The sequence below is a fragment of the Flavobacterium tistrianum genome (genome assembly GCF_003254545.1).
In the GTDB taxonomy this organism is placed as follows: domain Bacteria; phylum Bacteroidota; class Bacteroidia; order Flavobacteriales; family Flavobacteriaceae; genus Flavobacterium; species Flavobacterium tistrianum.
Window position 1 is genome coordinate 164704 of sequence record NZ_QJRH01000070.1, and the last position, 25213, is coordinate 189916.

The 25213-nt window shown below is 35.6% G+C and carries 13 protein-coding genes; 6 read left to right on the forward strand and 7 right to left on the reverse strand.

Annotated elements, in window-relative coordinates; translation table 11 throughout:
- Positions 1-173 precede the first annotated feature (173 nt).
- The 6 genes from DMB71_RS14295 to DMB71_RS14320 all read right to left on the reverse strand — a co-directional run bounded on the left by DMB71_RS14295 (position 174) and on the right by DMB71_RS14320 (position 9593).
- A complete protein-coding gene (locus DMB71_RS14295; protein WP_111367188.1) occupies positions 174-4265 on the reverse strand; it encodes a two-component regulator propeller domain-containing protein in 4092 nt (1363 codons plus the stop codon).
- Between the two features lie 97 nt (positions 4266-4362).
- A complete protein-coding gene (locus DMB71_RS14300; RefSeq protein WP_111367189.1) occupies positions 4363-5991 on the reverse strand; it encodes a hypothetical protein in 1629 nt (542 codons plus the stop codon).
- 226 nt (positions 5992-6217) lie between these two features.
- Complete coding sequence (gene uxuA / locus DMB71_RS14305; RefSeq protein ID WP_111367191.1) at positions 6218-7402, reverse strand: mannonate dehydratase; 1185 nt, start codon at positions 7400-7402, stop codon at positions 6218-6220.
- Positions 7403-7530: 128 nt separating this feature from the next.
- On the reverse strand, positions 7531-8343 hold the full coding sequence (locus DMB71_RS14310; RefSeq protein ID WP_111367192.1) for an SDR family oxidoreductase: 813 nt from the start codon (positions 8341-8343) through the stop codon (positions 7531-7533).
- Positions 8344-8478: 135 nt separating this feature from the next.
- The gene (locus tag DMB71_RS14315) at positions 8479-9141 is read right to left on the reverse strand and encodes a bifunctional 4-hydroxy-2-oxoglutarate aldolase/2-dehydro-3-deoxy-phosphogluconate aldolase (RefSeq protein ID WP_111367194.1); all 663 of its coding nucleotides are present in this window, start codon (positions 9139-9141) and stop codon (positions 8479-8481) included.
- Positions 9138-9593, reverse strand: a complete 456-nt coding sequence (locus DMB71_RS14320; protein WP_111367195.1) for a YhcH/YjgK/YiaL family protein — start codon at positions 9591-9593, stop codon at positions 9138-9140. The genes DMB71_RS14315 and DMB71_RS14320 overlap by 4 nt, the downstream gene beginning before the upstream one ends.
- 184 nt (positions 9594-9777) lie before the next feature.
- Here DMB71_RS14320 and DMB71_RS14325 point away from each other — a divergent pair, with 184 nt between their 5' ends.
- The gene (locus tag DMB71_RS14325) at positions 9778-10785 is read left to right on the forward strand and encodes a LacI family DNA-binding transcriptional regulator (RefSeq protein ID WP_111367197.1); all 1008 of its coding nucleotides are present in this window, start codon (positions 9778-9780) and stop codon (positions 10783-10785) included.
- 131 nt (positions 10786-10916) lie between these two features.
- Here DMB71_RS14325 and DMB71_RS14330 read toward each other — a convergent pair whose 3' ends face one another.
- Positions 10917-12086 carry a DUF4861 family protein gene (locus DMB71_RS14330; RefSeq protein ID WP_111367199.1) on the reverse strand — a complete coding sequence of 390 codons (1170 nt, stop codon included), beginning with the start codon at positions 12084-12086 and terminating at the stop codon, positions 10917-10919.
- 214 nt (positions 12087-12300) lie between these two features.
- Here DMB71_RS14330 and DMB71_RS14335 point away from each other — a divergent pair, with 214 nt between their 5' ends.
- From DMB71_RS14335 to DMB71_RS14355, 5 genes are all read left to right on the forward strand, one after another.
- Positions 12301-12849 (forward strand): HAD family hydrolase, encoded by a 549-nt coding sequence (locus tag DMB71_RS14335; protein ID WP_239452979.1) that lies wholly within the window; start codon positions 12301-12303, stop codon positions 12847-12849.
- Positions 12850-13501: 652 nt separating this feature from the next.
- Positions 13502-16429, forward strand: coding sequence for a triple tyrosine motif-containing protein (locus DMB71_RS14340; protein ID WP_239452980.1), 2928 nt, complete (start codon positions 13502-13504; stop codon positions 16427-16429).
- A gap of 289 nt (positions 16430-16718) precedes the next feature.
- On the forward strand, positions 16719-20600 hold the full coding sequence (locus tag DMB71_RS14345; RefSeq protein WP_239452981.1) for a family 16 glycosylhydrolase: 3882 nt from the start codon (positions 16719-16721) through the stop codon (positions 20598-20600).
- A 121-nt stretch (positions 20601-20721) separates the two neighbouring features.
- Positions 20722-23373, forward strand: a complete 2652-nt coding sequence (locus tag DMB71_RS14350) for a beta-1,3-glucanase family protein (RefSeq protein WP_111367204.1) — start codon at positions 20722-20724, stop codon at positions 23371-23373.
- Positions 23374-23546: 173 nt separating this feature from the next.
- Positions 23547-25172, forward strand: coding sequence for a glycosyl hydrolase family 18 protein (locus tag DMB71_RS14355; protein ID WP_111367206.1), 1626 nt, complete (start codon positions 23547-23549; stop codon positions 25170-25172).
- The last annotated feature ends 41 nt before the right edge of the window (positions 25173-25213 follow it).

The following is a 25213-nucleotide window of genomic DNA, read 5'->3' on the forward strand; positions in this document are numbered from 1 at the left end:
AGCAATAAACTCATTCCGATGATTAGAATGACAAATAAAATCTGCAGCAATAAGAAGCCGGTTTTTTTGATTTTCATATCGCAAATGTAGATGCCGAAAACGATATAGAAATACAAAAAAGGGTATCTAAAAATACAGATACCCTTTTTTAACCCTTTAAAACAGTGGATTCGTTAAATTACGACTGAAGATTTGTAAAATTTGTCAGCGTATTGAGATGGAGTTTCTCCGTACTTTTTCTGAAAGCATTTGCTAAAGTATTTCGGATTATTGAAACCGACTTTATAACTGATTTCAGAAACGGTCAATTTGTTTTGTTCTAATAATTGAGCAGCGCGTTTTAATCTAATTTCATGAATAAATTCGTTTGGCGTGCAATTCGTCCATGCCTTGATTTTTAAAAATAGCATAGTTCGGCTTACGCCTAATTCAGAACAGAAAAATGGAATATCAAATTGTTCGTTTGAAATGTTTTCTTCCACAATTTTGAACGCTTTTTTCAATAATTCTTCATCTAATGAAGAAACTGTGATTTCTGACGGAATAAAACTGTCTTCGCTTGAAAATTTGATTTTTAATCGTTCAGTTGTATTCAGAAGGTTTTTAACGCGAAGCCTGAATTCCATTAGATTGAATGGTTTGCTGATATAATCATCGGCACCGCTTTCTAATCCTTCAAATTTGTAAACCAACGAAGAACGCGAAGTCAATAAAATGACTGGAATATGGCTGGTTTTGATGTTTTCCTTTATTTTGGAACACAATTCAGTTCCTACCATTTCGGGCATAATAACGTCACTGATAATCAAGTTAGGAACAAATTTCAAAGCTTTTTCTAAAGCAATTTTACCATTTTCAGCTTCAATAATGTTGTAATCTTTTTTAAGGAGGTTTTTCATGAACTTTCTCAAGACTTTATGATCTTCAACAATCAAAATAGTCTGTTTTTCTTCATTTACAATTAAATCTTCGATGTCTTCATTTTCGATAACTTCTGAAGGTTCCAATTGTGCTTGATATTGCTCAATGTCATCACTAATTTTAAAGTCAGGAATAATTTCGCTGTCTAAAAGATGTTCGCGCCCTAGTGGCAAAGTGACTTTAAAAATAACTCCGCCAGTATTTTTATTCGTAACATCGATTTTTCCTTTATGAAGTTCAACAATATTTTTTACGATTGAAAGCCCTATTCCAGTTCCTTTATTGTAATTTTTCTGAACCTGATTGTGAGTTGGAACTTCAAAAAACAAATCGAAAATTTTATCAATATGCTCTTCTGCAATTCCAACGCCCGAATCTTCAACCGCAATAAAAAGATTTTGCTGATCGTGATTGATTTTAATCTTGATCGAACCGCCTTTTGGAGTATATCTAAAAGCATTCGAAATCAAATTGTAAAATACACGTTCGAGTTTGTATCGGTCAAAATAAACCAAGATTTCTTCGTTTTCAGTTTCAAACTCATAATCGTAACCGCCGTCTTTGGCATATTCAATAAATGAAAGAAAGATTTCTTTAGTAAATTTTACAATGTTTCCGTTTGCCGATTCTAGCGTAACTTGATGATTTTCTAGTTTTCTAAAATCCATTAAACGGTTAATCAAACTCAACAAATGATTGGCACTGCTTTCAATCACCAAAAGCTTTTTGTACATTTCGTTAGTTCCGTTGTAATCGGCTAAAATTTGCTGTAATGGACCTAAAATCAAAGTTAAAGGCGTTCTAAATTCATGCGAAATATTGGTAAAGAAATCCAGTTTTAGTTTATTGTTTTCTTCAATTCGCTGTGTTTCCAGATATTCCAGTTCAAGTTTTTGCTTCAATCTCGCTTTAGATTTCATAATCCAGATTAGACCATATAAGCCTAAACCAATTACAATTCCATAAAGCATAAATGCCCAAATACTGCGCCACGGAGCTGGATTTACAATAACTGTAAGCGTTGTCGGATTCTGATTCCAAACACCGTCATTATTGGCACCACGAACTTCAAAAGTATAAGTGCCTGGATTCTGAATCGCAAAATTAGCTTCGCTGTTTTTAGTTGTAGTCCAGTTGTTTTCTAAGCCAGTTAAGCGATAACTGTATTGATTATTTTTAGATCGAATATAATTAGGAATCGCATAACTGATAGAGAAATTTGCCTTGTCATAATCCAGAGTAATCGTTTTGGTAAAACCGATGCTTTGTTCTAAAATTCCATCTTTATCATGTGCATGAACCGTTTCGTTTTTAATTTTCAAATTGGTAATTAAAACTTGTGGAGCATATTTATTTAAGGAAATCTTTGTAGCATCAAAAAATGTTGCTCCTGACGGACTTCCAAAATAAAACTGATTTGAACTTAATTTTAAAGCGGAATTGTCATTAAATTCATTGCTAGCCAATCCGTCTTTTTGATCATAAATAACAATCGATTTTTTAATCGTACTGTACTTTATAATTCCTTGATTGGTACTAATCCATAAGTTTTTATCATCATCTTCTAAAATCGAATGAATGGAAGTGATAACCGTATTTCCAATTCTAAGATTAATTCGGTTGAATTTTTTTCCGTCAAAATAGTGCAGTCCTTTTGCTTTTGTTCCAACCCAGATTTTGTTTTGAGAATCCTGAAATAAAGTCAGAATATCATCGCCAGATACAGTCGAATGATCGTAAAAGAAATGCTGAATAGCATATTTCTGCGGATTGAAATTTTTTAAAGGAATACGATTCAAACCATTTTGGGTTCCAACCCAAAGAAAATTTTGCTTATCGACTAAAATTGTACGAAGAATATTATTGGTAAGGAAAACTGGTTTAGTATTATCATTTCCAATAGCATCAAAAGTTTTGGTTATGGTGTTGTAACGAATTAAGCCTTTTCCGAAAGTTCCAATCCATAAAATTGAACCTTCGGTTTTAAGGGTATAAACACCGCTGTCTTTTAATAATTCGGTTAAATCAGAAGAAATTCTGTTGTCTTCAATTCTTTTAGAAATTGTATTGTAAACCGATAATCCTTTAGAAAAAGTTCCAATCCATAAAATATGATCGTCAGAAAGACACATCGCTTTTATATCATTTTTATTGGTCTGTCCAGTTTTGCTGTTAATGTAACTTACAGATTCATTATTTCTATTATAAATTGTAATTCCGCCTCCCTCAGTTCCAAAATAGACATTCTGATTTTTATCAGCAATTATCGAACTTATGACGTCAAAACTCATCGGAATCTTTTTCGAATTCTGATTGTAATTAGAGAAATTGACATTTGAAACATCCCAAAGATTTACGCCTTTGTAATAACAGCCAATCCAGATAGAACCTTTTTTATCCATAAAAACCGACTTTACTTTGTCTATTCCGTTGGCATTATTGCTGTTATTGATTTTTTGAAGGCTTTTATCTTTCCCTAAAATGTAAATTCCGTCATAAGCGCCAACCCATAAAGAACCTTGATTATCAATTACTAAAGATCGAATGTCAGTATTGATTTCGCGGTATTTTTCAGCTGGCAAAAAAGAAACAAAAGCTTTTTCTTTTGGATTAAATTTTAAAAGGCCTTTGTTTTTTGTTCCCACCCACAAACTGCCGTCTTGGTCTTCAATAACCGATTGAACGTTTAACAAATCAGTTGTGTTTAACGGATAATTTTTAAAGAATAATTTTCCGTTCATTCGATTTGTGAGCTTGCACAAACCTTTTGTAGTTCCAATCCAGATTTGACCTTCTTTGGATTTTAAAATGCTTAAAATGTTATTGCTCGGAAGAGTAGAAACATCATCATCTGAATGAAAAACCGATGTAAATAATCCTGTTTTTTTATTGTAAATGGTTAATCCTTTTGAAGTTCCAAACCACATTTCGCCGCCAATTTCGCGAATGCTCCAAACAGCATTATTGCTTATCGTATGATTCGCTTTCGTATGAAGATATCTCGTAAAACGGTTTGAAACAGGATCATAACAGTTTAATCCATTATAAGTTCCGACCCAGATTTTTCCAGAATCGTCTTCTTCAATGGCTAAAATGTCATTGTTGCTGATCGAAAATTTATCTGCGGCATCGTTCCTAAAAATCGTAAAACGGCTTCCATCATATTTATTTAGACCATCACGTGTGCCAAACCACATCTGCCCAAATTTATCCTGATGAATGGCAATGACAGAACTCTGCGAAAGCCCATCGGTCGTAGAAAAATTTTTAAGACGATATTTATTTTGGGAAAAGATATTTCCGAAAATAAATATAATTGCGAGGAAAGCTATTTTATGTTTCATAGCGTTTATTTTTTTAGGTTCAAAGTTGCAAAGGAGCAGAGGTGCAAAGGTCAAGCAAAGAGAAACTTTGCACCTTTGTACCTTTGAGCCTTTGTACCTATTTCAAGCGTTTTTTTAATTGATAGTCATACAATGACGGAATCTTCTCAATTGGCATATTCAAAAATTCAATATATGGATCAATGTCGTATTTAATTTCAAATTTTGTATTTCCGTGAACGCCAATTATTCTGGCAAAAGCGCCATCTTTCATTCCGTACAATAAAACTGGTTTTGATGCGTCTGGATTTTCAACCTGTACATTTAAATTCCAAAAAGTGCTGAAAGGTCCATGAGAAGGTTTCCAGTAATCGGCACCTCCGCCTCCAAATAAAGCACAACTATTATTTTTATCAGCTTTTAAATGAACCTTGATATTGTCGAACAAATTTTGATGATTGGCACCTGAATGTTGATCCAAAACAGGATCTGTAAATATCTCGCAGTTCTGATACACGTTTTTAGTCGCAAAAGTGTTGAAACTTAAAGGATGAACAGCCGAATTATAGATTTTCAGATTCTTGACCAAAATATTATGCACACCGCCTAAAGTTACGGTGTAATGAGCCAAATGTGGTCCATCGGTTGTAATATCCTGAATGGTTATATTGGATACTTCTTCGGCTAGAATGCCACTGTCAGCATTGGTTATTTTGACATCTTTAACCCAGCTGTTGAACAATCGAGTTAAGAATATACCATTATTTCCAGGTTCAACATGATGCGCCACTCTCGGAATATCAGGAAAAGTAAAGCGAAGATGTTCGATTCCGACTTCGTTTAAATGTTTCCATTCTACCAATTGCGCCTGATAACTTGGTTTTATAGCAATGGTTAAAGGCGTTTTTAAAGTGATTTTTGAACCCGAAATTTTAGTGATTTCGACCTGCTGTCTCACAATTGGAAGTTTTGGAAATTTCCAGTGATGCGAACCTGGTTTTACTTTAGCGCCTTGATATAAATCTTTGATGATTTCGCCATTTTCGCCATCTTTATTAAACAATTGCAATTCAACAACATCGCCAACTTTCAATCCTTTTACATCAGAAACCGTAATGACATGTTCGCCCATTTTGCCTGAACTTACCTTCGCCAACGGATTAGATTCTGGTTCGTATTTATCCAAATACGATTTTACGCGTTCGCCCGGAACCTGAGTCCAAATAAAACCACCAGACCATGCATATTGCGAAAAAGGCAAATCAATATTATTTTCTGGTTCACGCTGTCTTTTGTCGAAAGTGGTTAAGTATTCGCGAAGCTCAGCCAAAACCTCCGAATCTTTAAGATACATCATGGGTCTTGGACAATAGATTTCGGTTCCGTTTTCGGTAGATCCAGCGCCTCGAAGTACAAAATTGCTTCTTTCGATATAAAGAATTTCACTTAAAATAATGCGCCCTGCAGGCAATTGCAGAATTACATTGCTTTCAACAGCGTTCGCAGCTTTAAAAGCTTTTAAAAGCGCTTTTGAATCGTCTAAATTATCATTGGCTTTTACGCCAAAATCTGCTGCATTTATAATTTTTCCGTTAGCTTCAGGAATCGGACTTTCGCCGAAGTGATATCCTGCGTAACTAAAATCTGGAATATAATTGGTTTTCGAAGTAATAATTTGGGGTATTTCCTGCGCCAGTAAAGTGTTTATAAAAAAGCCACAGGATATAAGAATGGCTTGGCGAATCATGGTTTTGTGGTTTTTGTGGTTAGTTAGTTTTTTTGTTTTTGCCGCTAAGGCGCTAAGATTTTTTTAAACTTTGTGTTTTTAATCTCGCAAAGTCGCGAAGTCGCAAAGTTTTTTTTGTTTCACGCATTGTAAGTCTTGATGAGAACTTTGTCAAAGTTTTAAACTTTGACAAAGTTGAACCTTCATTAAAAAAAATCACATCTTCGCGCCTTGGTGGCAAAAACAATTATAAAGATCGTTTGATCCCTATTTCAAGTCCTCGCAATTCTGCCAAGCCTCTTAAACGGCCAATTGCAGAATAACCCGGATTTGTTTTTTTCTTTAAATCATCCAGCATTTGATGTCCGTGATCAGGACGCATTGGCAAAGTGCTGTTGTTTCTTTTCTCAACTTCTAAAATTGCTTTTACAACTTCGTACATATCAACATCGCCTTCCAAATGGTTTGCTTCATAGAAACTTCCTTCTTCATCGCGTTGCGTACTTCTTAAATGGATAAAATTCATTTTATCGCCATGACGCCTTACAATTCCTGGCAAATCATTATCGGCGCGAACACCGTAAGAACCTGTACACATTGTAAATCCATTTGATTTTGAGGGAGCAGCATTCATTAATTCCATTAAATCTTCTTCTGTACTAACCACTCTAGGCAAGCCTAAAATCGGGTAGGGAGGATCGTCTGGATGAATCGCCATCAAAACGCCTTTGCTTTCAGCAACTGGAATAATTTCTTTTAAAAAGTGAAACAGATTATTCTTTAAAGCCTGTCTGTCAATATGATTGTAAGCGCTTAAGGTTACCAAGAAATCTTCAACAGTGTAAGCTTCTTCAGCACCTGGAAGTCCAGCCAAAATATTTTGCTGTAATTTTACTTTATCTTCTGCAGTCATGGCTTCAAAATAGCTTTTTGCTTTTTGTTTTTGTTCGTCAGAATATTCGTTTTCTGCGCCTGGTCTTTTCAAAATAAACAATTCAAAAGCAGCAAAAGCATTGATATCAAAACGTAAAGCTTTAGAACCGTCCTCAACTGTATAAGACAAATCAGTTCTTGACCAATCTAAAACAGGCATAAAGTTGTAGCAAACGCATTTAATGCCGCATAAAGCCAGATTGCGAATGCTTTCTTTATAATTTTCAATGTATTGCAAATAATTTCCAGTCTGTTTTTTAATGTCTTCATGAACCGGAATACTTTCTACAACCGACCAAGTCAAACCCGAAGCTCCTTTTTTAGGATCTCCGTTTTCGTGTTCGATTTCGACTTTTCGTTTAATGATTTCGTCAATGTTCCAAACCTCTCCATTTGGAATATGATGTAAAGCCGTTACAATTCCAGTTGCGCCAGTTTGTTTGATATCTTGTAAAGAAACAGGATCATTTGGTCCGAACCATCTTAATGTTTGTTCCATTTTTTATGTTTTTGTTTTATTTCCTGCAAGGTTTCCAAAACCTTGTAGGTCTGAATTTTAATTTATAAGTATCTATAATTTATACCTACAAGGTTTTGGAAACCTCGCAGGAGAAGTTGGACTAACTCTTAAATACTTGTTGCGGCAAATCCGCCGTCAACTTTTAAGATTGTTCCCGTTACGAATTTTGACATGTCGCTGCATAAAAATAAAAGCGCACCGTCAATATCTTCTGGAGTTCCAAATCTTCCCATTGGCGTATGATCTATGATTTTTTCGCCTCTTGGAGTCAGTTTTCCTTCTGGAGTCAATAGCAAAGCACGATTTTGTTCGCCAATAAAAAAGCCTGGAGAAATAGCGTTTACACGAATTCCTTCACCGTATTTTTGAGCCAATTCAACCGCCATCCATTGTGTGAAATTATCAATCGCAGCTTTAGAAGCCGAATAACCTACAACTCTCGTTAAAGGTCTTTGTGCCGATGCCGATGAAATGTTGATGATATTTCCTGATTTCTGTTTTGCAAAAAGTTCAGCAAAAACCTGAGTTGGAAGCATAGTTCCTATAATGTTCAAATCGATAACTTTTTGCAGATCATCGCTTTTCATATCATAAACAGCTTGATCTGGCTGAATCGTTGCGCCGGGCATATTTCCGCCAGCGGCATTAATTAGAATATCAAGACGTCCGTATTTTTCAGCAATAAAATCTCTTACTTTTTCTACTTCTTCTTTATTTAAAACATTGGCCTGAACAGCAAAACCTTTTCCGCCGTTTGCCTCGATTGCTTTTACTGTGTTTTCAGCTTTTTCTAAAGATTGCGAAACGATTCCGACCACAACGCCTTGCTGTGCCAAAACATTTGCAAATCGACTTCCCAGAACACCAGCGCCACCAGTTATTAATGCAATTTTTTCTTTTAGGTTGAATATTGAATCCATTTTAATTTTTAATTTTCAATACTTTAAATTCCAAATTGGAAATAAAGTATATTTTTGTATAATTAATTTTTACTTTTTAATTAGTCTAATGAATTTAAACTGAGTTTTTGGAATTTGGGTTTTCAAATTTGGAATTTATTTTCTGATAGTTTCTATCAAATCCAAAACCCTTTTAGTTTCTTTTTCAATTGTTTCATAAGCACCGTATTCCATTACTTCTTTGCTAATTAATTTGCTTCCCATTCCAACAGCAGAAACACCAGCATTAAACCAAGATTCAATGCTTTCTCGTGTTGTATCAACACCTCCAGTTGGCATAAAAATTAAATCAGGAAAAACATCTCTGATACCGCTCATAAAGTCTGGTCCTAAAATATTTCCTGGAAAAAGTTTAATGAATTTTACTCCAGCATTTTCAGCAGCAATAATTTCAGTTGGCGTCATACAGCCGGGAGCGTACAAAACTTCTTTCGCAATTAAAAACGAAGCAATTTCAGGAACAAATCCTGGGCTTATAAAAAAATCTGCTCCTTCTAAATAATAAGTTTCTGCTTGCGCTAAATTTTTGATGGTTCCAATTCCTAAAAGCATTTCAGGCATTTCAGCATTTCTTACTTCGATCATTTTTTTGAAGTTTGAAAGTGCTTCTGGACCACGGCTTGTATATTCTACAGCTCTAATTCCTGCATTGTAAAGTGTTTTTAAAACAGCAATACTTTTGCTTTCGTCAGCATTAAAATAGAGCGGAAGCATTCCTTGTTTTAAAATAACATCTATGGAATTCTGAATAGTACTCATGATTCTATTTTTACTTTGATTACAATCTTTTTCAAAGGTCCGCTTCCAATCATGGCAGAATGAACATCTTCTGGAAACAGAATTGCAAATTGTTTTTCTTTTATTTCAAAAAACATATCGGGTTTGTCATGAAAGAAGCGAACATCTCTTTCGTCGCTGTAATCACCATTTGGACTGATGCATTTTTCTCTAGGTTTCCATGCAAATGTTTCCGGACCAATTATAGAAATTTGGATATCGATGTTTTTGTCGTGGCACTCAAAACCTTTAATGCTTTCTTCTCTTGTGCTGCCTTCGCCAACAATTACAATTAATTTTAAACCTTCACCAATTTCGTAAGCTCCTTCTTCAAAATTGGCAATATCATTTTGGTTTACATAATCAAAAGCTTTTTTGAAATTTGGATGCAGACCATAGTATTTTGCTGCATTATGTAATGAGTCTATTATCATTTTGTACGGTTTTTATTTTGGTTTTTTAATGTTATGTGTATATTTGCGTGTGCGTACACGGTATTTTACAAATGTATGCAAAAAGTGATGCAAAACAACTTATTTTTAATAAAATAAATTAATTTTACCCGACTGCTTTTATATTTTTAACTTAAAAAGAATCAATATCATAACAATTAAAAAGATTGCCGAATTAGCTAATGTCTCTGCTGGAACAGTGGATAGGATTATACACAAACGCGGACAAGTGGCTCAGGAAACCGTTGACAAGGTTAACGCGATTATTGAAGAATTTGGCTATACGCGAAATATTCTGGCAAGTAATCTAGCGCTGAACAAGAAATTTCATTTTGCTGTTTTTCTTCCAAAATCTGAAACTTTAGAATATTGGAAAAGTCAGGCAGAAGGTATTGAAAAAGCGGCTTTGGAGTTTAGCAAATTCGGAATTGTTCTAGACTACTTTTTTTACGATTACAATTTGGTGTCTTTTAAAGAAACGGTGCAGAAAGTGATGCAGTTTGATTGTGATGGTTTATTATTTGCTCCAATTTTTTATGATGATTCGGTTCGGTTTTTAAAAGAATACAAAAAGAAAAATATTCCAGTTGTGATGATCGATTCAAATATTTCTGAAGAAAACCAGCATGCTTATGTAGGGCAAGATGCTTTTCAGAGTGGTTATTTGGCGGGAAGGTTAATCAGTTTTGCTGTGAAAAATGAAAGGCAGGTTTTGATTTTTAAAATAACGCGAGAAATAGAAAGCACTTCTGTCTACCAACAACGCATTAAAGGATTTTACTCGTATTTTGAAGATCATAACGAATTGACCAACTTCAAGTTCTCAGAATTTACTTTAAAAGATTCTGGAATAGATCAATTGAGTTTGGAAATGTTTTCGGGAGTAAACAGTGTTTTTGTGCCTAATTCCAGAGCTTATATTGTGGCTGAGTTTTTAAACAAAAACAATATAAAAGGTGTTCGAATTATCGGTTTTGATTTGCTGAAGGAGAATATCGAATACCTTAACAAAGGCGTAATTGATTTTTTAATCAATCAAAGGCCTGAAGAGCAGGGATACTTAGGAATCAATTATTTGTATAAAAAACTGGTGCTTCAAGAAGAAACAGAACGTACACATTATATTCCGCTGGAGATTATTTTGAAGGAGAATTATTTTCCTGCTAGAAGATAAATGCATTTCAAACATAGCCCGTGGTTTCAACCACGGGAACACAATGCATAATATCAATTCGTTTCCCGTGGTTGAAACCACGGGCTATATAAAAAAAACTTTGCATCTTAGCGTCTTAGCAGCAAAAAAAATCACTTCTTAACCTTCACAACCAAAGGATTATTAATCTTCTCAGCAAAAGCACTCAAATATTTTTCCCATTCCTGTTTGGTTTGAAACGGACTTCCTTTTTTCCATCCAAAACCAACATAATAAATAGCTTTATTGTTTTTTACTGAAATGTTTCCGTACAGATTGCTTAAATCTTTTTCGTCTGTTACATGATTGTCAAAACTAGTTAATGAACCTTTTGGAGCAACTAAGCCAATTCCAATTTCAGAATCGTCGATGGGTTCCCAATAACTCAACCAGCCTTCTTTTAGATTTGTGCCAATAGTCCCTTTTTTATCATGAAGCGTTAATCCAGCAATAATTTCTTTAGTTCCAGTAATATTAATTTCAAAACGAGAAAGTTGAGAACCATAATCTAAGCTGATTAATTTCGATTCTGTTATTTTGTTTCCTTTAGCATCCCAATCTGCATAATTCAAAATAAAACTCGTTCTGATTGGACCCGTTGTAATGGTTTTCCAACTGATGAAATTTTTAGAGAAATAATATTTTCCGTCAACATTTACTGCAATTCCGCCCACACCGCGACTGTCACCTACGTGAAAGTTATCTAAACCTTCGCCGGTATCTTTATGGTAGGTTCCTGTTCCGTTAGTGGCTTTTTCGTACCATTTATTGATGATTGGATAATCGACTCTTTTTAGCCACGCATCGATTCCGCTGGTTAGCGTTCCGCCAGGGATTTTGTCTTCCACCATTTTTTGAGCTACAGGGCCATAAGTTCTAAATGCTACTTTGTTGTTTTCCCAAGCATAATCGTCTGTTCGTTCTGGAACAAAACGAGAATAGCAACTAACAACTTTTGAGGCAGAAGGGGTTGTTCCATCTAAAATTTCAAAATCCTGTTTTGATGAAGCTTTTATTTTTGGCTGAAAAAGCAATACATCAGCATTTCCGTCGCCATCGTTATCTACGGTTTGAGTTTCTAAGAAAGTGTTACTGTTGAGATCTTTAACGACATAATTTTCAAGTTTTGAATCTGCATTTAAGCCAAGAGATTTTTTAGTCAATTCGATAGTTTCAAATTCTCGGTCAACTTTTAAATTGTTGGTAACAGTAATGATTTTATTCTGAGAAAAAGCAGCAAAATTGGCTGTCAGAATGGTTATGATAAAAAGATGTTTTTTCAAAATTCTGTGGGTTTTTAATATTTTAAAAAATAGGTTTGATAGGATTATAAAAGTACAAATCAAAACTTAAATGAAAATACAGAATAAGAGTAATTCTGTACAGAAACTTGAAAATGAACAGAAAAGCTTTGAAAATGAAATAGATTATTTTTGTAATTTACATTTCCTGATTTTGATTTCGGGATTTTATATAAATAAATGAAAATCAACAGAAATGGTTAAATGTATTATTTTCGATTGTGACGGAGTTTTGGTCGATACAGAAAAAATAGGAAACGGAATATTGCTGTCAATGGCGCAAGAACACGGATTTGAAATGGAGCTAGAAGATGCTTATCGTCATTTTAACGGTCGAAACCTAAAAGATTGCTTCAGGCATATCGAAGAAGCAATTGATCAAAAACTTCCAGAAAACTTTGAAATAGAATATCGTGAAAAGAGTTTTGAAGCTTTTAAAACTCAGGTTAAACCAATGGAAGGCATTATAGGTTTTATCGAAAATATTGAAAAATTGAAGATTCCGTATTGCGTTGCATCGAGCGGACCAGAAGAAAAAATTCGTCTAAATCTTGAAGTTGCGGGATTGTTGGATAGATTCGAAAGTAAAATATTCAGTTCGTATCAAATTGGCAGTTGGAAACCAGAACCAGGAATATTTCTTCATGCGGCTGCAACAATGGGTTTTGAGGTAAAAGACTGTGTCGTGGTTGAAGATAGTAAAGCTGGCGTTAAGGCAGGAGTAAATGGCGGATTCAAAGTGTAAGGTTTCGCAAATGGTTTTAATAATGATGATTTAAAAGAAGAAGGAGCAGAACTTTTTAGTTCGTATGAAGAATTAAGCGAGAAACTTGGATTTTAAGATGTGTTTGTTTTGTTTCAAGTTTCAGGTTTTAAATTAAACCCGACAGGTTTTTAAAACCGGTCGGGTTTGTTTTTACGATTAAATTATTCCGTTAGGAATATTTGGTCGGTAGGAAAATAAAAACGCATTTGCATAGTGTCCTGTAGGGACACCTGTTTTTGCGTAATGAATGTTATACGTATGTTCAAACGTTCCTGCGGAACGTATCGTGATAAATCCAATTAAAAAATCTACCAACCAGACATTCCTACGGAATGAAGAACATCTTTTTGCACTTTGACAAAGTTTAATTTCCTAATTGACACATTCTGTAATTGACACATTTTCTCATTATCAAATTCTCTTATTAAAATGTAATTTGTTGCATTAAAATAAAATTTTATATATTTGAGTTTAAGTATTCTCTTTTTTATTTTGATAATAATGAATAATTGTTATTGATACATTTAAAGGTAAGAATGTTTTTATCTAGAAAATGACTTTTCCCAAAGAAGCATTTTTCCAGATTGTGATTTCAAAAAAATCACAAAACTAACCTACAGACCGCTACAGAATGATGAAATTTAAAACTAGAATTTTACTTCTATTCCTATTATTTTTTCTCGTTTCCAACTCTCAAATTAAAAAGATTGGAGTTCCTTTTATAGCCAATTATAGTCCGAAAACATATAAAGCCGCATCAGAGAATTGGGATGTTTTGCAAGATTCTAAAGGGATGATGTTTTTTGCTAATCATTTCGGGATCATGCAGTTTGATGGTGTGCGCTGGGCGATTGTGACACAGCCAGAAAACCGAAGTATGGTTCGCTCTATGGCAATTGATCAGAAGGATAAAATATATGTTGGCGCTCAAGGCGATTTTGGCTTTGTAATTCAGCTTCCAAATGGGCAATATCGATATACTTCTTTAGTAAAACTGCTTCCTAAAGCGGCTCGAAATTTTGGAGATGTGCTTCATACGGTCATTCGAAATGGTGAAGTGATTTTTTTCTCTTATGAAAGAATTTTTATTTATAAAAACAATGCAATCAAGATCATAAATGCAAAAACGTCTTTTGATGATTTCTTCGAAGTAGGAAAAGAAGTTTATGTTTCGGATAACGAAAAAGGATTATTAAAACTAAAAAACGATGTTTTAGTTCCAGTAGAAAATGGTCAGCAGTTTGTTGGAATGCAGATTAGAAAGATTTTTCAAACGGAAAAAGGACTTTTGCTATTCACTCAAAAAAATGGACTTTTTACTTTTAATGAAAATCAAATTAAGCCATTTGTAACAGAAGTAGATCATTTGCTGAAGCAGAATCAGATTTCGGCAGGCATTCAGCTTTCTGATGGTTATTTCGGAATCGGAACCCGTCAATCTGGGTTGATAGTTATAGACGGTGAAGGACATTTGATTCAGCATATTGATAAACAAATGGGACTTCAGAACGAATATGTAACCAATTTTAAAATTGATAAGGAAGGAAATCTGTGGGTGACGCTTAAAGGAGGAATTTCGCTGATTCAGATTTCATCTCCTTTGTCAAAAATCATAGACAGTTCGAATTCTGAAACCAAAATTTACTGCAGTCAGATTTACCAGAATAAATTATATATCGGTACAGACAACGGTTTATTTTGGCTGAATTGGGAAGCTTATAAAAGTGGAAAAAGAGAAAATGTAACTTTTCAGCATATTTCTGGAATGTCTGAAATGGTTTGGAATGTGGGCGTTTTTGGGAATTCATTATTGGCTTTTGAAAAAAACGGAATATTCGAAATCAGTGGAAATTCCGCGAAAGCGTTAGCCAAAATTGATGGCGCTTGGCAGGGAATTCTAATTCCGAATCATCCTGATTTATTGCTTGTTGGCGGTTATACGGGATTGTATCTCTTGAAGAAAATAAATGGTTCTTGGGTTTTTCAGCATCGCATAAAAGGTTTTTCAGAAAGCAGCAGAATTATGGAAACTGATAAACAGGGAAATATCTGGATTGCGCACGGATACAAAGGAATTTATAAACTAAAATTCAATGCAGCTTTTGATTCTGTTATTGATATTCAGTTTTATAATGACAAAAACGGATTTCCTTCGAGTTTGTTTCTGAATACATTTAAAGTAGATAATCAGATTTTGTTTGGAACAACAAAAGGTGTTTACAGACAGGAGTCGTCTTCAAAAAAAATGATTCCAGATCCAGTTTTCAAAAAATATCTGGGATTAGAAAGTCATATCCGATTATTAAAACCAGACCATCAGGATAATATCTGGTATATTTCTGGCGAAAATACTGGTAAAATGAGCAGACAGACAAATGGAAGTTTTAAGATTGAAGAACTTCCTTTTCGAAAGCTTCGTTACATATATGTTCCTGGTTTTGAAAATATTCAGACTACAAAAAGCGGCGATGTTTTCTTTGGAACGCAAGAAGGATTAATTCATTACAGCGCTATTAAAAACAAAAAATATCAAACGAAGTATAAAGCCGTTATTTCAGAGGTAAAATGTATTTTCCCGAAAGATAGTTTGTTGTATTCCAGCCGTTATGATGTGCTTCCAAACAAAACAGGATCAGTAAATGATAAACTTTCGACTGTACTTTCGTATTCTAATAATGCGCTTCATTTTTCTTTTGCATCATTATGTTTTGAGGATGCAGATGCAACAAAATATGAATATTGGCTTGAAGGTTTTGAACCAACTTGGTCAGATTATAGTCTTCAGACAGAAAAAGAATATACCAATTTACCCGAAAACGAATATGTTTTTCATGTAAGGGCAAAAAACATGTATGATGTAGTGAGCGAAGAAGCCGTTTTTCACTTTAAAGTTTTACCGCCTTGGTATAGAACTTTTTGGGCTTACTTATTTTATTTTGCGCTTTATAGTATTGTGATTTATTTGATTGTTAGATATCAGAAATCTGTTGCAGAGCGTCAACGTCTTCAATTAATAGAGAATCAGGAAAAGGAATTGCTTCGAAGCCGTGCCGAACTTAATGAACAGAAACTGACATTTGAACAGCAAAATATGACTATTGTGCGCGAGAATCTTCAAACAACCATAAATCTGAAAAATGCTAAAGTGGCTTCAAATACGGTTAATTTGATTCATTTAAATGAAATTTTACTTTCGATAAAAGATTTGATCGGACAGATAGATAAGAAGAATGATCCGAATGTAAATTTCAGCCTGCTGACAAAAATCAATAAATTGATCGATCACGAATTGCAGGGCGACAAGCATTGGAACGAATTTGAAGAAATTTTCAACCAGTTGCACGATAATTTTATGCAGCGATTAAAATCGACTTATCCAGAATTGACTCCTCGTGATATGCGTTTGTGTGCTTATCTGAGAATGAACTTTAATACAAAAGAAATTGCACCGCTTTTAGGAATTTCGGTTAGAGGAGTTGAAGATACCCGTTATCGCATTCGCAAAAAATTACAGCTTCCGTCAGATACGAATATCACCGAATTCATTCTTAATTTTTAATTTTTCTCGTAAAAGTGAAATCTTAAGTGATTTTATGCATTTCATCGATGATTTGTTACATTTCTTCGATAGTACCGTAGTCAAACCGTACTCCAAAATGTAAGTCTAGCCTGATTTTTTAGTTAATATTGCCCTGTTGTTGTCGGAAAATAAATCTGTTTTTAAATAAAGCAGTATTTGTTGAAGAAATAACATTTACTAACTAAAAACCTAATTAAAAATGAAGGAAAATGACTTTTTTTTCGGCCGACCACCGAAAAGCAATTCTTATTTATTTAAACAATTTTGTGTGGCAGTTCTATTCTTACTGTTGCCATTTATTAAAACGCAAGCTCAATGTAACACGCTTGTTTGGTCTGATGAATTTAATGGCGCAACGGTAGATTTAACCAAATGGCAAAGTATTTCAGGAAACGGATGTCCGTCGCTCTGCGGATTTGGAAATGCTGAGGCACAGCGTTATGATCCCAATCAAGCTACGATTGTTAAAGAAGGTGCAAACAGCTATTTGAACATTCAGGCAAAATATGAGCCGAATGCTTCATTTCCAGATCAGCCTTACGCTTCTTCAAAATTAACAACAGAAGGGAAGTATTCTTTGAAATACGGAAGAGTAGAAGCGCGTATGAAGTTATCTAACGGACAAGGAGCGTGGCCAGCTTTCTGGATGCTTCCTGTTAACGGAAACTGGCCGTATACTGGTGAAATTGATATCATGGAAGCCAAACATAGGAATCCGCAATCTGTAGATGGAACGATTCATTATGATGGAAACGGATATCATTTTACGGGCAGAAGCTACAATTCTCCAACAGATTTATCTTCAGATTTTCATATCTACGCAGTAGAGTGGGGACCAAATTATATTAAATGGTTTGTTGATGATGTTTTGTTTCATACAGCAACGCCAAATACTACAGTTAATGGTGGATGGCCTTTTAACGATAGTCAGTTTTATATCATTTTAAACCTTGCTGTTGGTAGTGCAGGAACGCCTTACACCAGTGTAAATGGAGCTGGAGTAGCGCCAGTTCCGGGTGATTTCCCAGCAAAATTACAAGTTGATTATGTTCGTGTTTACGATGGGAGTTTTAAATATGCGGTAACAGGCGATAACAAAGTGTACCAAAATGAAACTAGTAAAACCTATTCTGTAAATGCAATTGCAGGGGCGACCTATAACTGGACTGTGCCAGCAGGAGCAACAATTGCATCAGGGCAGGGAACAAATTCGATTACCGTAAATTGGGGAACTTCTGGAGGAGATGTTTCTGTAGCTGCAACAGTTTCGGGCTGTAATGTTAATACTTATAGATTGGCAGTTACAACCGAGCCAGCATTGCCAGTAGAAAAAATACATGAAGATTTTCAAAGCAATCGAAATGTATTATATCCTGTAAAAACGGGAGTCTTGACAGAAGCCGTTGCGAATCCTTCTGCTACAGGAATTAACACATCGGCTTTGGTTGGAAAATACGTTCGAAATTCAAGCGAATTATACGATGTTTTGAATATCAGAAACGTAACCATCACCAATGCGAATGATTATGTTTACGGAAGAAAAAGGCTTTCGTTTGATATTTATACTTCGGCTCCTGTTGGAACAAAAATCTCAATGCAATTGGAAAATAGCAATGTAACGACAGCGACCAATTATCCGTCAGGAAGACATAGCGGTTTTAAAGCGACTACAACGGTTCAGAACAAATGGGAAACAATAGAATTTGAATTCGAAAAAGTAATCGATCCAAATACAAGTGCATTGGCGATTAATAATGTCGTGATTCTTTTTGAATCGAATTCGAATTCTGGAGCAACGTATTATTTTGACAATCTGCTGACAAAAGCAGCGCCAGAAAAACCGATTATTGCAACAGATGTTCTGCAAAACTATGATGGAGTCAACAAAATCATAAAAGGAACTACAACTGGAACGTATTCTGTTGTGGCAAATCCAGGTTCAAATTCAGTTAACTCTTCTGCAAATGTGGCAAAGTATGTCCGCAATGCATCAGAACAGTACGATGTTCTTTTCTTTAATACACAAACATCGATTGAAGATGCTGGTTTATTTAAAAATCAGACGAATAAAATCATGATTGATGTCTATACAACGGCGCCGATTGGAACGGTTGTGAGCATGAATTTTGAAAACAGCGCGACTTCGCTTCCAGCCAATTATCCGACAGGAAGAAATAGTAATTACGTAGCCATTACAACCAAACAAAATCAATGGGAAACATTAACTTTTTACTATAATTCCAGTCCGGATGCTGGAACTTCAAATTTGGCAGTAAATCAAATGGTTTTATTGTTTAATTCAGGTTCTTACACAAGCGATACCTATTATTTTGATAATATCAGAATTGGTTCTACTAAACTTCCAGATACTTTTACGCCAGGTGTGGTATATGAAGATTATCAAACGATTCACAATATTACATTTAGAGATGCGATTGGGACTTATACGCCAAATACGGCAAATCCAAATGCTAGCGGAATCAACACTTCTTCGAATGTTGGAAAATACGTTCGCAAGTCAACAGAATTGTATGATAACTTCTCATTCAATACGACTTTAAACAATATTGGAGATTTTAAAGCGGGAACAAAAAAGTTTGCGATGGATGTGTATACTTCTGCACCAGTTGGATCAATCATTTCTTGGCAGGCAGAAAGCAACGCTTCGGTTCCGTCCAATTATCCTGTTGGAAGACACAGTATTTATCAAGGAGTTGTAAAACAAAGCAATGCTTGGCATACCATTACTTTTACGTATGTAAGCACACCAGATGCTTCGACGCCAGATACTGATGTAAACCGTTTTGTTTTCTTGTTTGAACCGGGAACTAACTCTGGAAACACGTATTATTTTGATAATCTTAGAGCTTTAAATTTGGTCTCTACAGAAATTCCAGCAGGATTGCCTTCACCTTGGATTAGTACAGATTTAGGTGCTGTTACGCCTGCAGGAGAAGCAACACATTCTAACGGTACTTATACCATCAAAGGAGCAGGAAATGATATTTGGGATACAAGCGATCAGTTTCAGTTTGTAAATCAGTCTATAACTGGAGATGCCGAAATTATTGCTAAAGTAAATTCATTAACCAATACTAACACTTATGCAAAAGCAGGTGTAATGTTTCGTGAAACGCTTACAGCAACTTCAAAACACGCGATGACAGATGCAAGTGCGGCTGCAGGAATTGAGTTTTTGACTCGCGATACAACTTCGGGAGTAACAACTGCAGAAGTGGCTACGGGAGCAGCTCCAAAATGGATTCGTTTGGTAAGATCTGGAAATGTATTTACTTCTTACGCTTCAGATAACGGAACTACATGGACACAAGTTGGAACGCCAAAAACAATTGCAATGGCGAATACAATTTATGTGGGAATGGCAGTTACATCTCACGCTAACGGAACATTAGCAACAGGAGTTTTCAGCGATGTAACGGTTAGAAATATTACTGCAAACCCTAATGTGAATTTAGCTTTAGGAAAAACAGCAACGGCTTCTACAGAAGAAAATGCAACGCTTTCTGCTAGTAAAGCTACAGACGGAGATGGCGCAACATCAAGATGGGCAAGCTCTTTTGCGAATGCAACCGAATGGATTTATGTGGATTTAGGAAGTAATTATACTCTTAACCGTGTGGTGTTAAAATGGGAAGCAGCTTATGCGACTCAATACAAAGTACAACTGTCAACAGATAATGTTTTCACAGAAAATGAAACCATCAGCACACAAACGGCAAGCGATGGCGGAACAGATGATTTAGCCGTAAGCGGAACAGGAAGATATCTGCGTATTTTATGTACAGCAAAAGCTTTGGCTCCGTATGGATACTCATTGTATGAAATTGAAGCTTACGGATCTTCATCAACGGCTAGAATGGCTTTGAATGTTGAGGAAGAGCCTCAAACGGAAGAAACTGTTTTTGCAGTATATCCAAATCCGACGAATAATTATGTTCAAGTTTCATCTCCTGAGAACTTAGACAATAAAGTCATTACCATTTATGACAACACAGGAACTTTGATTTTACAGAACAAACCTCAAGGAAATGAAAGCGTAATTGACGTAAGTAAACTTCGCAGAGGAATTTATATTCTAAACTTCAAATCAGATCAGAAAAGCTGGACTAAGAAGCTGATTAAGAAGTAATTTTTTAAATCCGTTGGGTGCAATTTAAGGAAATGCCAATTGCACCTAACGGATTATTTAGTCATTAATTTGAAAATGGCTTTGGTTTAAAATCTATTTATTAATCCCAAATTATTTAAATATGAAAAAAATTAGACTTCAAAGATTTTCTTTACTGACAGCACTCTTTTTAGTGTTTTCAAGCCTGACGCATGCTCAAGGGCCTGTGCCATTTACAATTAGTAATAATTCCACTTTCGCAGACAGCGATCTTTATGTCGCGATTGTCGGAATTGACTATACCACAGGAAACCATGTTTGGGTAAATGCCAAAACAAGTCAGGTTTTGCCAATGAGTGCTTCTTACAATACCGTTACAGGACCAACTTATGGCGGAAATACAGGTCCGGGACAAAACTCAAAATATGCCGCTTGTTTTACAAAACTGAGTGAAATTCCGAACAAAACTTTCACTTTGCCTTTAATTGCGGGGTGCCGAGTTTTTATTTCTAAAGGCTCACAATTGTATTTTTACTTTTTCGGTGCCAGCGGAGCGCCTTCGGGATATGCTTCGCCAAATCCGCAGAATGCTACAGATCCAAATCAGGGAATTTTGTATGAAATGATCGAATTGACCAATAATCAGTACGGTTTCTTCGGAAATCCAACACGTGTAGATTCATACAAATATCCAATGGGATTAGAATTATTTGGCGCAAACGGCTACCAAAAGAAAGTGGGTGATTTGAAAAAACACGCTGATATTGTTGCCGCTTTTAAAGCCAATGTTCCAGCAGAATTTCAAGGTTGTGTAAACGATGCAACGGGAGAAATTACAGCGCCATCTAAAACACCAGCTTATGCACAAGGAGGACCGTATGAAAACTATTTAAAATCTTACATTGATGCCATTTGGAATAAATACAAAAATGAAGATTTAATATTTTATGCAGGAGATGCGGGAGTTTTTAAAGGAAGAGTTATTGGTGAGCAATTAGAAATGGTGGGACAGTCTGGAGCTTTTGTTGGAAGAACTGGACGCGTTCAAAATCGACCAACGACGCAAGAAGCTCTTGAAGGAAAAGGTGTTTTGGATAGAAGATTGGTTGACGGAGATTTGGATTTAGTAATTCAGGCACAATTGACAGCTGCAATTAACCGACATGTTGTAAACACTACAACGGCAAATCCAGGGCAGCAGAATTGGTACGATGCATCGAAATATTATCAAACAAACCCAACAAACCATTATTCTAAATTTTGGCATTTGCCAGGAATTAATATCGATAATCTAGCTTACGGATTTGCTTATGATGATGTTGCCGATCAGTCACCTTCGCTTCATTCGCCACAGCCAACTAAAGTTATTGCCACGTTTGGAGGTTATTACGGACTTACAACACCTTCGGTTCCCGCTACAACAGATGTAATCACAGTTTACAAAGATTGCAATTACACAGGGTTCTCTGGCGGATTAACAATTGGAGATTATAATCTGGCTCGTTTAAATTCTTTAGGAGTTTTAAACGATGATATTTCTTCACTTAAAATTACTCAAGGTTATCAGGCAATTTTATATCAAGATGATAATTTTGGCGGAGCTTCAACCGTAATCAATTCTGATAATTCTTGTTTGAATACGACTTGGAATGATAAAGTAAGTTCGATCAGAGTTATTGCAAACGGAACGACAACTTTAGGAAATCAGACTTTCTTTCTTCAAAACAGAAATAGCGGTTTATACATGGACGTTTGGAATTCAAGCATGTCAAACGGAGCGGGAATCAATCAAGGTGCTTTGAATTCTGGAAACAATCAGAAATTTACTTTTACGCATTTAGGCGACGGAATGTATAAAATCATTGCCAATCATAGCGGTATGTCAATGGATATCAATAATTTCAATAAAGCCAATGGCGCAAGAGTAGAGCAATATCCATACAATGCAACAACAAATCAGCAGTTTATTTTAGTTTCTACAGGAGATGGCTATTATAAAATTGTTGCCCGTCACAGCGGAAGAATTGTTGAGGTAGCAGGAGCAAGTACAGCTTCTGGCGCAATTGTGCAGCAATGGGATAATAACAATCAGACTTGCGGACAATGGAAACTGGTTCCAGCAACAAGTTCTCAAACTTCAGTTTTAATTCAAGCGGAAGATTATTCAGCCATGAGCGGAATTCAAGTCGAGGCCACTACAGACACAGGCGGTGGTTCAAATGTTGGTTATACAGAAACTGGAGATTGGCTGGCGTATAACAGCATTAATTTTCCAACAACGGGTTCTTATTTAATTGAATACCGAGTGGCAAGCGCTGTTAATGGCGGAAGATTATCTTCTGATTTGAATGCGGGAGCAATTGTTTTAGGAAATGTTGATATTCCGAATACAGGTGGATGGCAGAACTGGCAAACGGTTTCTCAAACCGTAAATGTAAATGCAGGAACATATAACTTCGGAATCTACATTCAGAATACGGGAATGAATATTAACTGGATTAAAATTACGAATGTAGCTGGAGGAACTGCTAGAATGGCTGCAACTGAAATGGTGGGACAACCAGAAGAAACCGTTTTAAATGTTTATCCAAGTCCAGTAGAAAACACCCTTTTTGTTACAACAGATCTTTCTGGAGGAACCGCAAAAATTGTAGATTCTCAAACGGGCGCTACTGTAGTTTCACAAAAAATCAACAATAATAGTTTTGATGTTTCGCACCTCAGAAAAGGAATCTATTTTATAGTTCTTGAAAAAGACGGCAAACAAACCATCAAACGATTCATAAAGAAATAGTTTTAAAAAGTGATCTCAGGCTTTAGAGTTTAGATACTAATTTAGGTAGTGTTAGTTCTACGAAAATTGGATTGCAAATCTAAAATCTAAAGTCTGAAATCTAAAATCAGAATATAGAACTCAAGTAACCGTCCCAACATTTACGAGTTTATTAATCTATTAAAACAATTATTATGAAAAACAATTACCGAAGAATGTTGCAGAAATGCATGATTATTTTAATGCTGGGTGTTTTTAATTTTTTGACAGCCCAAAAGAAAGTTATCGCTTATGTCCCAAATTGGGTCGATTTAAATTCTTTTTCAAGTACAATTCAGTACAGTAAATTGACGCATATTAATATTGCGTTCGAAAATCCCGATGCCAATGGTTATTTAAGTTTTAATTCAGGAAATAATGCCATCATTAATGCGGCGCATGCACAAAATGTAAAAGTTTTTGTATCGCTTGGAGGAGGTTCTGTTTCAGAAGGCGGGGCAATTCGCGATAATTATTTCAACCTGATTACGTCAGCCAACAGAACGGCTTTTATCCAGAAAATTTACGATTATGTGGTGGCACACAATTTTGATGGAGTAGACGTTGATTTGGAAGGTCCAGCGATTAACGGAGATTACGGCGGATTTGTAATCGCTTTGGCTAATAAATTGCATGCTAATGGCAAATTGATTTCAGCAGCGCTTTCAGAAGGATATGGTGGTGCCAATGTACCTTCATCTACTTTTGCGGCTTACGACTGGATCAATATCATGGCTTATGATGCAACAGGGCCTTGGGCGCCGAACAATCCGGGTCAGCATTCTCCTTACAGCATGGCAGTAAATCAATTTAATTACTGGACAGGAAGAGGATTGCCAGCAAGCAAAGCGATTATCGGACTTCCTTTTTACGGCTACGGATTTGGAGCTTCTGCCAATCAGGGAATTTCTTATGCGAATATTGTAGCTCAATATCCTGGAGCTGAAAATTTGGATCAGGTGGGAAATACGATTTATTATAACGGAATTCCAACCATCAAACAAAAAACGACTTTTGCGATTCAGAACGCAGGCGGAGTTATGATTTGGGAGCTTTCTCAAGATGCAACAGGAACTAAATCATTGTTGAATGCCATTAATCAAGTCATTACAGGAAGCAATCCTCCTGCAACTGGAACTTTAATTCAAGCTGAAAATTACAATACGATGAGCGGAGTTCAAACCGAAGCAACAACTGATACGGGTGGAGGTTTAAACGTTGGGTATTGCGATACAGGTGACTGGATGGCGTATTACAATATTAATTTTCCAACTTCTGGTTCATATCAAATAGAATATCGCGTTTCAAGTGCGGTTACAGGCGGTAGATTATCATCTGATTTAAATGCAGGAACGATTCAGCTTGGCGCCATAAATGTCCCAAATACAGGAGGATGGCAAAACTGGCAGACGATTACGCAAACCGTAAACGTAAATGCAGGAACGTATAATTTTGGAATCTATGTTCAAAATACTGGTTTTAATATCAACTGGTTTAGAATAACAAAATCGGGTTCAACGGCAAGAACAGCTGCACCAACTACAGAACAGTCCATTGCAAGTTTAGAAGTTTACCCAAATCCAACTGAAAGTCAGCTTTTCTTTAGCACGGAGGTTTCTGGCGGAAATGTAAATGTCATCAACACAGAAGGCGGTGCAACTGTTTTTTCTCAAACTGTAAACAATAACAGTATTGATGTTTCGACTTTAAAAACAGGGATTTACCTAATTTCAGTTGAGAAAAACGGAATCAAAACGGTAAGACGTTTTATTAAAAAATAATCATAACCCATTTGCCATAATGGTTTTAGATACATTAAATT